The following is a 13,997-nucleotide window of genomic DNA, read 5'->3' on the forward strand; positions in this document are numbered from 1 at the left end:
CCGCAGCATACGGAGGCCCGACTCCTGCTTAGTTACGCAATGCATGTTATCTTTTCTGCAAAATCCCCACTCGGTATTCTCAGTTTCGTTTTCAGCCTATACTCGTCGTGCTGCTTGATCCTCTTCATTACTATCGTGCCATCAGAGCCTTCAGCTTCCAACTCATAGTATGAAGTCATTATCTCTACATTACAGTTCTCAAGCATTTTTTCCATCAAAGAAAAGTATTCTCTATCATCAATTCTTTGGCTTAACAGGGTATAAGATGCCAAGACCAAATCTTCACTGGGGTAAAAATCGGGCCTTTCTTGTGATAGGCGACTTGTAAATGCATTGTAGAAGGAGTTAGAAAGAACTCCTCTATAAAATACACCAAGAATTATATCCGTGAAGTATAGGCTAGGATTAGATGAGATCGAAGTCGCAATTGCCAGCTCAGAACCTAGCAGTTCTATATACTTTTTAACGCGCTCTAAAGATGGAAGTTTAACTAAATATTCGGCCGTTAAATATTCCTGTAATGACTTATGGGCAAATTCATACTGTAAATAACCTGTCTGTAAAAACAAACCTGTATGGGACTCAATTTCATTCGCAGCCAAAACACTTTGCTCTTTAGGCAGTCCGAAGTTTCCACATATGGAAGAATACGCGTCAATCAACTGCTGTTGATTAAAGACACCAGTATTACCATGAATGGTTAAGTAATACGACAGGTGATTTAGAAACTCAAATTTCCTATCCGGTTCAAATTTAGCATACCGAGACTCTCTATTTATTGAGCGTTGACCATCCCACTCTTCGAGCATGAGATTTACAACTTTTCTATACACAGTTTTCGGCCTGTCTGGAATATTACCTGTTCTCTCATAAATAGCGCACAGGTGTGCTAATGAAAGTGGCTTAATTGCAGTATCAGAAAATGGACTGCTATTGATATCTTGCACAAACTTTATTGCCTTATTCTCTTCCTTTATCCAGTTTCTTGCAAAGCACAGGATCTGATCTTGATTTAAAGATGATATTTCGAAGTCCGTTGTATGATCAAGGGTGTAATTAAACTCCCCGGTCCTACAAGTAATTATTATTTTGGACTCTCTGCAATTTTGAGCCAGTTTCCTTATTTCTTTTAAGGTTGAATCTTTTTGAGATTGTGTTGGCAATTCATCAAATCCATCGAGAATCAAAATAGGCTTAAGTTCGTTTATCACAGCATATATTGACTCCTCTTTCCAAGACTCACTAATTTGGGACTCAGAGGGCTCGGATGCATAAATATCAAGCTTTAACAAATCACAGAGGTGGGATTTAATAATTTCATGCGACCCTTTTGTATTAAGATCCCTGAAGCGGATTAACACCGGAAAGCTATATTGACTATTAACAAAACCGCTAAAGAAATTTGAGCACAACTTTTTCATAGAAGTTGTCTTTCCCGCTCCTGGTTGCCCAAGAACGACCGCGTGCTTGTCATCTGAAAAAAGGGCTTCTTGTAATGGTTTTACTGTGTACCTTTCTGATCTGTCGAAATGCGTCCTCAGTGGCATCAGATAGGTATCTAGCTCAACGTAAATATCACTTAGCTTTTTTTCTCCTTGTAAATCTTTAAAGCCAATAAAACCAGACCACTCTTTAACCAAACTCAAGTGCTTTTTTAAGCTCTGACTTACCTCATCTTCTTCCATTAAAATCTCAGCGTTAAACTGTTCATTTGGAAGGAGTGCTATGGCTTCTAACTCTTTTATTGTCAGACCTAGGCTTTTTTTGTCCTTACGTTTTTTCTGGTCGTTCTCTTTCTTCCTTTTTGCTTCAAGAAGCTCAGAGTTTTTTTCTTTTACTCTGGTACCCAGAATATCTTTCGCAACAGATATTCCAGCTTTAATAAGTTCTGATAAGGCCACTTCAAGCATATAAATTCCTTATTATCCGATCAAACTTGCATAACAGCTCATTAGCGAGACTTTGTTAGATAGTGATTAATATAAACACGATTTCGCTTTAAAGTATTGAAAGCAATACTAAATCATACGATAAGGAAAATACATTGAATGTTTGCGAACAACCTTTTCTCGCTCAAGGCATACCATTAGGCGCAATCTAAACACATCATCTAAAACTGTCGGGTCAACTGTGGACTACTACAAATGAACTATCGTCGAAATACTACATCATTGATTGTATTTACTTGCGTGCAAGGATCATCGACTCTGACCCCATTGATTCGGCTTGGTTAAAGCGAGTGATACTTACCTAAGCCATATCTATTTTGCTGTAGCAGCTTCTTAGCTATCGTTTTTTCCAACAAAATCGATAGAAAACCCCTTCCCTTTCTCTCCGGAGATCAAAACAGTTATGTTGTTATCTTTAGTCAATTGATAACTCAGCTTTTTAGGAAAGTCATGTTGTGGGTTCTCAAATACCGCGGTTTTTGCTGAGCAGCTTGTTAGTTTAAAAGCGACAGGCAGGTCGTTACTAGCAACCTTGGCAACATAAAATACCTCTCCTGACATCTCTACTAATCTTAATGTTTCAGAGCTAACCGTTTTACCTTTTTCGATGGAATAAGTAGAACCTGCGCCTTCAAAGGTTTTACCGCTTATCTGTTTCCAAGATTCGTTAATTTTCAGTTTACTGCTTTCGGAATACCAATTCCCGACAAGCCATGACAGTGATTTAACAGAATCACAAGATTTCGCTTGCACCGTTGAGTGAAAGGCTAAACACACGAATACAAAACCTATTACTTTTGACATTGAACACACCTCCATTTGACTGACAAAATTGTTGTCCCTGCACCAAAGGACAGTTAAATCAAAACGAAACGTCCAGTTATTTGCTCCATTATGCAAAGCAAATATAAGTTAACTACGTTATTAAGACTGCTTGAAACTATACTTTTTCACCATATCGCTTTGCATGCGATTAGAACAATTGCAAGCTATCTTATTAATGTACTTTTTTAGCTGCAATATTCATTGTTGAGCAACTTAAGGACAAAGTTACTGTGACACAAAATAATGACCATTAAATATAGCGGGCGCGACAGGTTTTTTCGCCAGCTGCCTTATCGGCGTATAGGTGTTCACTTTAATAACCTGTGTGAACGTTACGATTTCCCTCAGTGTCTGGTTATCATATTGCTGTTTCAAAGCTTCATCTGGCGTGAGCGGCGGATAGATCACACCACATCTGTAAACCTTGCCCTTATATCTTTTATTGATTTGCTGTGTAAATTGTTCGCGGCTAGTTAGGTCAACCAAGACCTCTTTTACGACAGGTAATGAAGGCTCTAAGTTAAACTCTATACTTTCAGCTAGCCCGCTGAAAGTTACTAACAACACATAAATAAATTTGAGCAGTTTCAAAGTAGCTCCTTGACTGAACACGTGTTTATCTACCCCAAATACCGCTTAACTACAGCGCAAATTACACCAAATAGCAATACATTAAAATTCGGTACACCTATGCCACATTGACCTTTTTCACATCAAATTCATGAGCAAGGCCGCCTACCTTTACTTGGGTGACCTGTTCGTTGCAAAGTGTCACAGACGCTGTGACTCTAGATGTACACCCCATGGCTCGACCCTGCTCAAATGTAAACTCGCTTGTATCAATGTTTTTGAGATGTTTACTCAAATAACATGCAAGCGCACCATTAGAGCTGCCTGTTGCTGATTCTTCTGATATCCCAACTAATGGGGCAAAATTCCGACAGCTCGCAGTGTATTCAGAGTTAGGTCCACACAATTCAAATACATGCGCCCCGATCAACTGATGTTTTTTACAAAACTCACTGAGTCGCGCTTCATTTATTTTAATTTTATCAAGATATCCATTTGGTACAGCCACCAAAATATCCGCTAAGCCGGTAGAAACCATTTCAGATGGCAACTGAGTGGATGCCAATACAGAAGATTCTAACCCTATAAATTCAGACACTTCTTCATAGCTTATTCGTCCAAGATATGTTGGCAGCTTTTGCTCCATTACAACATATCCGTCAGCGTCAATCATGACACCGAGCAATCCTGCTTTTGTTCTTTGTGTATACTGGCCTGCACTGAGCACACCCCTTTGACACATTACAGTAAAAGCAGACAAAGTAGCATGACCACAAAAATCGACTTCTTCAGTCGGTGTAAAAAACGACAATTGAAAATCGACTTCGTCATCTCGAGAAACAAATGCTGTTTCTGAGTAACCGACAACTTTAGCTATATATTGCTTTTCTTGTTCAGATAAACATTCGGCATTTAACACCACGCCTGCTGGGTTTCCTCCAGTACCATTTGCTGTGAATGCATCGACCAAATAAACTTCAACTTGCTTCAATCTTTAAAACTCCAGTTTGTACTTTTTTGAAATAAATGCAGCGGCGCACCAGAAGTTGAGCGCGCTCATAAAACCAGTGTATTAGACACCATATGTCTTTTTGGCACTTTCAATTTGCTGCTCTTCTGTGATGTTTGGAAACAGCTTATAGCTTGGCGCAACAATGGGTTTCGCTTTTAATACCGTAATACGAATTACCCCCGCAACCGGGTATTTATCACCTGTTAACGGTTTTATTGAACCAAAGGCGGCCTCAAAACTATCTGAGTTTTTTGCTATATACGTCGCTTTGCCATACAACTGAAACCCCTTTTGCTTAAACACATCGACAAAACTTACACACACGTTGTCATTGCTTTTTATATTCTTTACGCTATTTGCAGAGGCTATATTCGCGATCAGTATTTCTGTATCGCTGTTGCAGATAAAGACTTCCTTTGGCGAAACACTCGGGCAACCATCTTCGTCGACAGTAGCCAACCAGCATAAAACACTCTCTTGTATTGACGATTTTATTTTTTCTGTAAGCATTGCTGTTCCTTGTTATTTGCTTTTAATTGATAGGTTCTAAGTTTGCTGAGCTATTTTCCTTTTGTATAGTATCCACAGTTTCTATTTGGACGAGCTGTAGTAGCAATTGGTTGAATACATTAATACGATCACTATGGCTAGTTAGCACCCAGTTTAAAAAGCCAAGTCTACTGTAACAAGTAGCATATGTCCCTCATATTATACCAGTTTTCGGCACCTTGATAGGACAGCTTAGACTTGTTATCCAGCCCTTGTTTTATTCGATATTTGCCTTTCTGAACAAGTAAGACAGAGCTGTATTTTGCCTTGATTACAGATATCAAAAAACATACTTAGTGATAGCTCATTGGCCATTTTTTTTCTGGTAACTAAGAGCCGCGCTTGTTTGTCTTCAGTTGCTTGTTCGCACGTTAAACAACCTTAGTTAAACCTGCCACAATCCATGCTCGATAGACCCCAAGATATAAATCGCGAATTTCCCTTTACCCGGAATTTCCAAAGGTGGAAGCGCTATTTCTGCGCCATTCGATTGTGCACTTTGCACAGCTTGCTCAATATCATCCACTAACCAATACGGGCGTACAACCGGCGTTTCTGTCTCTCGCAATGGCTCTCGCACTCCCACCATACAACCATCTGGTAATCGACACGTTTTAGCACCACCAAGTAATTCGTCGGTTTCACCAAATCTCACTTTGTATGTGTCTTCATAAGCACGAATAACAGACTCAACATCAACTGAAACGATTTCCAAGTAGTGAACTTTCATTGCAAGCTCTCCCGTTCCTGTTCATTGACGACCTATTCACTTTTGTCTTAACTAGGAGATCAACGATTTAAATTTGAATATATAGCCTTAGCATATCCTTGTGCTGAATGCCATTTTCGAAAATTGGCATATCATAATGCTCTAAAAAATAGTCCTTTGACACTGATGCCACCCGAAATCCGATACGCTGATAATAAGTGAGCTGGTAACCAAACGTACCTGTGCCAAGCTCGATTCTCCTTATACCTCTCTTTGATAACTCAGAGATAGTAAACTTGAGCAACTTGGAACCAATACCTTGCCCTTGATAAACTGGATAAACCGAAATGTTATAAATTTCCGCCAGTTCTGCTCGCTGCGGTTTAACGATACATGCGGCGAGAATTTTACCGCGTGTTGTAACCACAAAACACCAAGATCCTGAGAGGTAGGTTAAAATATTCTCTTTTGACGGATCGGCTTCAAGCAATAGCTCAATCGGTATTTCATTACTTTTAATTTCCAAATATTCCATTTTTCCCTGCGCCTTCCAGTATTTTTTGGACCAAAGTTGGAAAACAATTTAAGTTCGGTCGGCTAGCGCCTGCTCACGTTCCAATATTTGCTTTTGTTTTTCTTTTACTTCAGCCCAACTACCACCAGCTTCGATGGCTGACACCCTTTGCTCGTATTTAACGTAAGCACGTTTGAGTACAGAGTTAACGTCAATACCCGACTCTTTTTCAAGAGACAGTAAGATATTAAGGTAGTTCCAAAGGATATCTCCTAACTCGTCCTCAAGGTAGCAGGTCCTATTTTTTGGTATTTCTTCTGTGACCTCTGTTATTTCTTCTTTTAAGGAAGTCAGGTATGTGCTAGAGCCAGAATACCAACTATTTGTTTTATCATATAAACTCTTGCGCTTTGCTACTTCCAGTACCTTCTCAAAATCTTGCATGGGACTCCTTATCATCTCTTTTCCTACCAAAACCAATATCAATGCCGATACTGAATAACCCACTATTACCGATGTTCATGTAACTGCCCCAGTTTTGTTAGCAATATAGAAAATCAGTCTCGTTCCAAATATTGTTACAGTGTAATAATTTGTAATGTTAAAAGCCAAATCTATCTGCCAACTTAAGTGCGGTGAAACCAAAGTGTCACAAAATGAGCTTCACTCACATCAATTTATTTTACAACTTAAAGGAAACTAAAATGAGTCAATATATTCCAGAAGGTAGCTTTACTTTAACGTCTAAAAATATTCGCTCTACTCTATACACAAAATCTCAAAAGCGAGATGGCAAGTACATTCCAGCCTCACTTGATTTGACGAATTTATCTTCTGCTGATGTAGCAAACATGGATGGGTTTTTAGTAAATCAAACACACTCAGGTAGTGCTAGCGGCTATGTGCCAAGTGGCAGTTATCAAAAAACATCAGATGACATTGTTGTTGTATTGTCTGCCGAGTGCCAAAAGCGCGATCAAACATATCAAGAGTCAACGTTAGTGATCAGTGGCTTAAACAATGTCAGTGTTTCCAACATTGATGGTGTACTTACTGTTGATGAGTAAGCCTGATTAAACGCCAGACTATGCGCCTTTGTGCGCCTAGGTGCATAGTCACTGAACCAGAAAAGCAGTGATCAGTTTGTGAGTAATCGATTTCAAAAAGTCGCTTACTTTCTATACTGGGCATTTCCTTTTAAGTTCCCATAGAACAAACATTCTTCTTTTAACCCTAACTGCGAGTCTCATTATCATGTATTACTGTAAAAAAGAGTTAATATGTATTCCTCAAAAGCGTTTTAATAAAACGCTGCTCACCTGACCTCCGTTTAAACAGAGCACATCGTAAGATTTGCTACGTCTGTTTAAAAACAGCTATTAATAAAGCTATGGCTGTGTGTATGTGCAGCATTCAACATTAAGTTGTCGATTCATCAACACTTGGGGAAGAGCCCTACAGCCGTATTTAGATTTATAATTTGAACCCGCCAACTGCCTGACTAAGTCTTTTTGCACTTGCCATTGTTTTATCTGCAACTTCTTCATTTTCTACCGCAGTATCGAAATTGAGGCGTGTCCCTTGAGACATTTGGGCCAAATTGCCACTGATATCATCGGTGACTTTGCTTTGTTGTTCTGTTGCAGTCGCTGTTTGCACGGCGACATCAGACACCCGCTGTGAGGCCGATGCTATTTTGTCTAACGACTCGAGTGTTTGTGATGAACAATCAACTGTTGAGCTAGTCGACTCATTGCCCTTTTCAATTGACGTAACGGCTTGCTCTACCCCTTTTTGTAAGTTTGAAATCATTTCTTGTATATTTTCAGTGGACTGCTGTGTTTTACTGGCAAGTGTCCTGACTTCATCTGCAACAACCGCAAATCCCCTGCCTTGCTCACCCGCTCTGGCAGCTTCAATCGCCGCATTCAACGCCAGTAAATTTGTCTGTTCAGCAATTCCTCGGATCACATCTAACACAGAAGTAATATTTGTCGAATCTTCAGAAACCTTTGAGATGGTGTCTGATGCATGTGCAATGACCTCTGATAGTTGATTAATTTGTGCAACAGTTTGGTTGGTGACAGTTGCCCCTTCATCAGTCAGCGTGTTGACTCTGGCGAGATCTTCCGCTGTAAGATTTGCATTTTTTGCCACTTCTTTAATTGCATAAGACATTTCATCGACCGCGGTGACAATCACTTCGATGGCTTGCAGCTGATTTGAGCAGGTATCGTGAATATTTTTAGATCCAGATTCAAGTGTTTCGACACCCTCAACAACCGCCATAGATTCATCGACTATAGTCCGTATCAAATCTGACAGACCTGCAACAAACCTATCAAACTCCTTAGCAACATCACCAAGTTCGTCATCTCGTTCAGAGTTAATCCGCCTTGTAAGGTCTCCATCCCCCTGACTCATGTCTCTCAATTGATTTGTCAGATCGTTTAGTGCATTCGCCATTTTTTTTGGTGCGATCACGCCAATTGCAACGATGGCTGCAACTATGATTGCACTTATAATCCAAATCACCGTCAAGGTACTATTTACTTCACTAATGGACTGGCTACTGACCTCTCCACTGATGGTATCAGCCGCTTCACCAGCCAAGTTAAAATACTCTCTTAAATCATTAAAGCTTTGAGTTGCTTTACCTTCACTTTGGATAATGGCAGCACTTTTATCGCCTTGTCGCATTAAATCAAATACCCTCTGAGAGTCCGAAAGCCAAATGCGATACTGGTTATCAAACCCTCTTAACGGAGCAAGCGCACTGGGGTAGTCACGCATCAACTCACGATATTTGTTCATACGGTCCAGTGCCTGCTGTGCATTATCTTTGTAGTCTGAAAATAGACTATCGTAGCTGCTGTTTAAATTTGTACTGTATAAAATATGCTGTTCCGCGGATAACGCCTGATATAGATCTCTGTCGGCATTAATAACAGCAGAAATAGCCGGGTTAAATTTTGTCCCTACTTCTGTGAGGCTATTCTCTGTTTTAGATATCAGGAACAGGTTTATTGAAACTACTGCGATAAAAAAAACTGAAATCGCAACAAACAACAACGTGTATTTAACGCGAATACTTTGAAAATTCATAACAGGTCACTTATCAAGTTTTACAATTTGCACTATGAGTAACAGGATTTACTAATCAGTTTTAAATAAGTCTTAACTGCCGTGGCAGTTCGACAACGGTATTGGCTACCAATGTTTAGACCACTTACTAATTGGTAGTTTGTATCTGGCTCTTTTGCAAACAGTTCGCTGCAAATAAGGGAATGATAAGCAGTGCTAACAAAGTGACCTTATAACAGAACCCATAGTGGGAACTAAAAGCCCAAGGACTAAGATAAATACACGGTTAAACACTCAGTATTAAGCTGCAATGGATGAGGTTAAACCGAGGCAAAGGCACACTGTTCTCCTTAAGGTATGTTGTCAATACTCAAAACAAGTGCAGCATAAAACGGTGGAAAAGTGCGTGGTTTTAGTGAATTTCAGTTGATTAATATGTATTTAATGTAAAGTGAGAGCCCAATACTATATAGGCTCTCATAGGCTATTGTGCAATGAACACCATGCCTATAGGCATGGCCCATTTGTCCAACACTGGATCACACCAGATCCACACCAGCCCACTTGCGAAATGAATGTTCCACCAGCTACTTTATCCGTAACCTGCTGATTTAACTGCTTCTGGTTAAGTTGTTTCATTGACTTTTTGTTGAGTGCTAATTTTAATTTCACAATATCTCCTTAGATTGTTTTTTATTCACCCGAATTCAAAACTACCGATTAATTAGGTACTGTCAATTTAGAAAAATTAATAGTGTTCCTTTAATCACATCACGTGTTTTGTATATGTTCAGCTACACATACTCCAATGAGCCTATGCTTATAGACTTTGGAAATTAAATACACCACATAGCGCTCACTGCTTTTGCGTAAACTGATTTCCACTTACATACCAATTAGTGAACTTAATCAGGCATAAATCGATTTGGCGGTTTTCCAGTTTGATATATCTATGTCCTATTGAAGGTTTGTTCTTTATATTTCGCCCAACTTTAACGCTTTAACAATCTGATCCGATAGTGACTCAAATCCACTGTATACTGATACCGATAGTTCATTTAAGTCATCAAAGTCAGGGGACTCCAATAAGGGAACTTCAAATACCGAATACTTTGGCATGCGCTGTGCGCTGGCCCAGTCAGTATTCTTTAGTTTATGCCAATACCGTTTCTGCACGCCTTTGGTTTGACCTAGAAGCCAAAGTTCAAATCTTACTTGTTGATGATTGAGTACAATTGCAAGTTTTAGCTTGTGAGATTTTAGGTAGCTGTTTTGGATATAAAAATAAGTAAAATCTAAGTAGCCATGTAAAACGCCCCCGACTGCATACTCGCCGTCATATCTTTTTGAAAACTCAGTTCGGAGGTTTTGAACGATACTCACCAAACTTTGATACGTTTCCTGTAATTCGCCACTTTCAAGAGCTTGCTTATAGAATGAAATCTGGGTATTTAAGCTTTTAGTAACCACCATTGATATCCTCTTGTGCATAGCGCCTGTATTAATTTAAAGTACACACCTTAATGTGTGACATTCTTTAAAATCAAAGCAATATTCCCTAACGCCCAATCACTTTACTTGAAGTGCACTTTGTATTACATGCTGAATAAAAGGGCCTTTTTTACTTAGGTACTCGGAAATACCGTGTTGATTCTCAACTTCTAACTTGTACTTTAACGCTTGATACTCTTCACGCACCTTTTTGTTAGCGCGAAGGTAGTTGCGAAAGCCAATTAACTCTTTTACCTTTGAGTGTCCATCAATACAGATATGTATTTTGTGCGTTCTTACATCGTTGACATCTTTTTTGTAAAATTGGTGACCCTTAGACAAGTCATTACCTCGTCTGTAGCCTAGTTGAACGAGTTTGGAGGTAAAATCTTTATTTGTATTTTTCGCAGATATTACGATCAAGATATCAATCTCAGGTTTAGCCGCCAGACCAACAACCGAAGTGCTCCCTATATGATGAATTTCCTTGATATCATTTGCTAAAATATCAGTCAGACGTGTCTTTTCAAATTCATACATCTCACTCCACCTCGGGTTATACTCGGCAATATTACTTGTCAGTTTGGTCATGGTTTTATTTTTCCTTACATCTAACAACAGAAAAAAGAATAAGGCATCTGGCTTAATTTTTACCATAACTATACTTTGATTGTTTCCATAACAGAACCAACAAGTTCAACAATCCACCCTAGGCGGATTCTCGGGCACTTAGTTTCAAAACATACTTGTGAGGTTTCCTTTTGATTTTATGCAATTATTAGCATGGGTATCTTTTATAATACTGTACATTTTATATTCCCGATCAAATACTTGCCCTCTCCATACAAAAAACACGGTGTACACATCTGGGTATTAAGTGACGATTAAGACATCGACGACAAATCCATTTTTGATTATCAAAAATATCGGGGGTTTAAACTACATTCAAAGCGCCTGATTTAAGCAATTAATATGTGTCTGTATCATTTTAGGTTTATAATGCGCTACTTAACTTCGCCCTTGTAACATGGATCAAGTCCATCCAACATCCCCAAAAACTCAACCAAGTAAATGCCGCAGCAATTATTATATTGGCACAGTAAAGAAGATATGCATCTAATGAATTATCTGTAACAAAACCACCTGCCACTGCTGCCATAATGATTAAACCGCTACTCAATTTTGGTAACCAACGATTATTGCTCACTTTCGTCGGTTGCTCTTGCAGAGCATATGCTGTCGTATGGGAAAAGTACCACGTACCCGGTCGAACTTTGCCAATGTCTTTCGCAATCTGATATGAATAACCTTCATCAAAGTATCTTTTGAAGGACATTATGATCACAACAATAACGGGGGGTGAGAGCAAAGCCAACAAGGCAACGTTTGACCCCTGTCCATTAACTAAGCTGTAAGAAGTTAGCATAAGAAGTAAAATGCCTAGACCCATGATGATACTACTCCATAAAATAAAACCGCCATGGTTGACTCGCTCTTCTCGCTTGAACCATTGGAGACCAAGCACATTAGTCATGACCATTAATGCCGCAACACTCAAAATATCCCACATTTCTGATCGAGTTACCTCAGAGTGAGGCAAAGGAAATAATGCGGATAACATTACGAGCATTAAAAAACTCACATTCCATAGCTCATCCTTATATTTTCTAGTCTTTGTGTACATAGTTATTAATACCCGTCATGCATTTGAGGGAACTCTCTTCCACTGATTTTTATCTACTTAATTACGCCAATCGGCACAACTATAACCCTGCTTAGTATCATATGAAACAACCATAGAGAATTGACCTATTCAAATAATACCTTTCAGGGTCGTGTAATGACCCTGTAATACATTATCTGTCATGCGCGGACTACTCTTTTTTTGATGCTGAGCAAGCAGCATAACTAGGAATTTACCTTATAAAAGGAGACGATAATGTCAGAGCATAAAAATCACTTAACAACGCAAAGAGCAGGTTTGGTTCATTTAGCACTGAAGTCGGAAACTGGTGAGTTATATGCGGGTGCACCCACATTAAACTTGCAACTTACGCTTGATACAATCCATGACTCAGCGACAGGCTATGCTGAAGTCACCAAAGCAACAGCTACACACGTAGAAAGTGTTTCACATGTAAGTGGAAACATTATATACGAAACGGTTATGGGTCCTGGCTCAAAAGTAAGAATTGACCTTACAGGCTTCCCTAATATTCATTGGCCTCAGATCCCTGGTCAAGGCCCTGGAATTCAAATCCCACCTAATTTTAAAGCGACTTTGGTGTTAGAACCTGACTTTAGTGAAGGCGAGGTAGTTTACCAATATCTACAATACCCTGATTACCCTCAACCTAGTTTGGGAGAATGGGTCAAAGTCTATCAGCGGATCCATGAAGTTCATTTCGCCGAAACGAAGTTAGTTGACAAAGCATCGTAATAAAAATGTTGAGCCTCACACCCAAATTGAGGCTCAACATTTTTAAAATTTAAAACTCTAACCCTAATGATTTTAGTGCCGCGACTCCCTGCTCTGCATTTTCAAATTGTATTGCTGCCATACCCACCGCCTTTGCACCTGCTACATTATGCGGCATATCATCTAAGAAAACCGTTTCATTGGCAGCCAGCTGATATTGTTCTAACAGCGCGTGGTAGATCTCCGGCTGAGGTTTCAAAACCCCTAAGTCTGCCGATACAATTTCGCCGTCAAACAAATCCCAAAAGTCATAAGTGTCTTTTAGATAAGCAACAATTTCATGCACATTGTCTGTTAAAGTATATACACCGTAGCCAGCCTGTTTCACACGCTTTATAAGCTCTACCGATTGATAAAGTAAGATAAGAGACTGCTTGGTATAGTGAAAAAGCCGCTCAGTATCTTGCTGAGAAAACCCCAACACTTGTTGGTATTGTTGTTTTGTTTCCTGCTCTGTAGTTAAGCCTTTATTGAGATCCAACCAAATCTCAGAGTGAAAAACTGACTGTGCAAGCGCATTGCTCTCTTTTGCATCGGGAAATGTCAGTCTGATTATGTCTACCGGGGACCAACGCACTACAACATTGCCAATATCAAAAACAACATTCTTTATCCGATTTTGTGCCATTTTTATTCCTTTGTTTTACGTTTTGTCTATCATGAGTGTACACAGTATTGTCGATGCTATTTTGATATTAAAAGCTGAATTAAGTTCATGGTGCGAAATAATAATATCTAGCCAATAGTCATTTATATAAATAATTTAGAAAGGGGTGAATCTCTTTTGCCAATTTAGTACTAGTTTACTAGGTAGG

The 13,997-nt window shown here is 39.3% G+C and carries 16 protein-coding genes; 2 read left to right on the forward strand and 14 right to left on the reverse strand.

What is annotated here, in order from left to right; all coding sequences use genetic code 11:
- Positions 1 to 32: 32 nt before the first annotated feature.
- The 8 genes from J8M00_RS09585 to J8M00_RS09620 all read right to left on the reverse strand — a co-directional run bounded on the left by J8M00_RS09585 (position 33) and on the right by J8M00_RS09620 (position 6,572).
- Entirely contained in the window at positions 33 to 1,910 is a 1,878-nt protein-coding gene (locus J8M00_RS09585) for an NACHT domain-containing protein (protein WP_211010043.1), read from the reverse strand.
- 372 nt (positions 1,911 to 2,282) lie between these two features.
- Positions 2,283 to 2,753: a DUF6265 family protein gene (locus J8M00_RS09590; RefSeq protein ID WP_211010044.1), complete on the reverse strand. Its 471-nt coding sequence runs from the start codon at positions 2,751 to 2,753 to the stop codon at positions 2,283 to 2,285.
- Between the two features lie 246 nt (positions 2,754 to 2,999).
- Positions 3,000 to 3,365 (reverse strand): hypothetical protein, encoded by a 366-nt coding sequence (locus tag J8M00_RS09595; protein ID WP_211010045.1) that lies wholly within the window; start codon positions 3,363 to 3,365, stop codon positions 3,000 to 3,002.
- Between the two features lie 97 nt (positions 3,366 to 3,462).
- Complete coding sequence (locus J8M00_RS09600; RefSeq protein ID WP_211010046.1) at positions 3,463 to 4,335, reverse strand: PhzF family phenazine biosynthesis protein; 873 nt, start codon at positions 4,333 to 4,335, stop codon at positions 3,463 to 3,465.
- An 81-nt stretch (positions 4,336 to 4,416) separates the two neighbouring features.
- Complete coding sequence (locus tag J8M00_RS09605) at positions 4,417 to 4,866, reverse strand: pyridoxamine 5'-phosphate oxidase family protein (RefSeq protein ID WP_211010047.1); 450 nt, start codon at positions 4,864 to 4,866, stop codon at positions 4,417 to 4,419.
- 424 nt (positions 4,867 to 5,290) lie between these two features.
- A complete protein-coding gene (locus tag J8M00_RS09610; RefSeq protein WP_211010048.1) occupies positions 5,291 to 5,635 on the reverse strand; it encodes a VOC family protein in 345 nt (114 codons plus the stop codon).
- Between the two features lie 67 nt (positions 5,636 to 5,702).
- Complete coding sequence (locus J8M00_RS09615) at positions 5,703 to 6,149, reverse strand: GNAT family N-acetyltransferase (RefSeq protein ID WP_211010049.1); 447 nt, start codon at positions 6,147 to 6,149, stop codon at positions 5,703 to 5,705.
- 48 nt (positions 6,150 to 6,197) lie between these two features.
- Complete coding sequence (locus J8M00_RS09620; RefSeq protein WP_211010050.1) at positions 6,198 to 6,572, reverse strand: MazG nucleotide pyrophosphohydrolase domain-containing protein; 375 nt, start codon at positions 6,570 to 6,572, stop codon at positions 6,198 to 6,200.
- 260 nt (positions 6,573 to 6,832) lie between these two features.
- Between J8M00_RS09620 and J8M00_RS09625 the strand changes: the two genes are divergently transcribed.
- On the forward strand, positions 6,833 to 7,195 hold the full coding sequence (locus tag J8M00_RS09625; RefSeq protein WP_211010051.1) for a hypothetical protein: 363 nt from the start codon (positions 6,833 to 6,835) through the stop codon (positions 7,193 to 7,195).
- A 406-nt stretch (positions 7,196 to 7,601) separates the two neighbouring features.
- On the opposite strand, the gene J8M00_RS09630 is transcribed toward J8M00_RS09625, so the two are convergent.
- From J8M00_RS09630 to J8M00_RS09650, 5 genes are all read right to left on the reverse strand, one after another.
- Positions 7,602 to 9,233, reverse strand: a complete 1,632-nt coding sequence (locus J8M00_RS09630; RefSeq protein ID WP_211010052.1) for a methyl-accepting chemotaxis protein — start codon at positions 9,231 to 9,233, stop codon at positions 7,602 to 7,604.
- A gap of 486 nt (positions 9,234 to 9,719) precedes the next feature.
- The gene (locus tag J8M00_RS09635) at positions 9,720 to 9,884 is read right to left on the reverse strand and encodes a hypothetical protein (RefSeq protein ID WP_211010053.1); all 165 of its coding nucleotides are present in this window, start codon (positions 9,882 to 9,884) and stop codon (positions 9,720 to 9,722) included.
- A 303-nt stretch (positions 9,885 to 10,187) separates the two neighbouring features.
- Positions 10,188 to 10,685: a DUF7000 family protein gene (locus tag J8M00_RS09640; protein WP_211010054.1), complete on the reverse strand. Its 498-nt coding sequence runs from the start codon at positions 10,683 to 10,685 to the stop codon at positions 10,188 to 10,190.
- Between the two features lie 96 nt (positions 10,686 to 10,781).
- On the reverse strand, positions 10,782 to 11,294 hold the full coding sequence (locus tag J8M00_RS09645) for a GrpB family protein (protein ID WP_211010055.1): 513 nt from the start codon (positions 11,292 to 11,294) through the stop codon (positions 10,782 to 10,784).
- Between the two features lie 403 nt (positions 11,295 to 11,697).
- Complete coding sequence (locus J8M00_RS09650) at positions 11,698 to 12,333, reverse strand: hypothetical protein (protein ID WP_211010056.1); 636 nt, start codon at positions 12,331 to 12,333, stop codon at positions 11,698 to 11,700.
- 309 nt (positions 12,334 to 12,642) lie between these two features.
- Between J8M00_RS09650 and J8M00_RS09655 the strand changes: the two genes are divergently transcribed.
- A complete protein-coding gene (locus tag J8M00_RS09655) occupies positions 12,643 to 13,143 on the forward strand; it encodes a DUF1842 domain-containing protein (RefSeq protein WP_211010057.1) in 501 nt (166 codons plus the stop codon).
- 49 nt (positions 13,144 to 13,192) lie between these two features.
- Here J8M00_RS09655 and J8M00_RS09660 read toward each other — a convergent pair whose 3' ends face one another.
- Positions 13,193 to 13,810 (reverse strand): HAD family hydrolase, encoded by a 618-nt coding sequence (locus J8M00_RS09660; protein ID WP_211010058.1) that lies wholly within the window; start codon positions 13,808 to 13,810, stop codon positions 13,193 to 13,195.
- Between the last annotated feature and the right edge of the window lie 187 nt (positions 13,811 to 13,997).

Source organism: Pseudoalteromonas luteoviolacea (genome assembly GCF_018100925.1).
In the GTDB taxonomy this organism is placed as follows: domain Bacteria; phylum Pseudomonadota; class Gammaproteobacteria; order Enterobacterales; family Alteromonadaceae; genus Pseudoalteromonas; species Pseudoalteromonas obscura.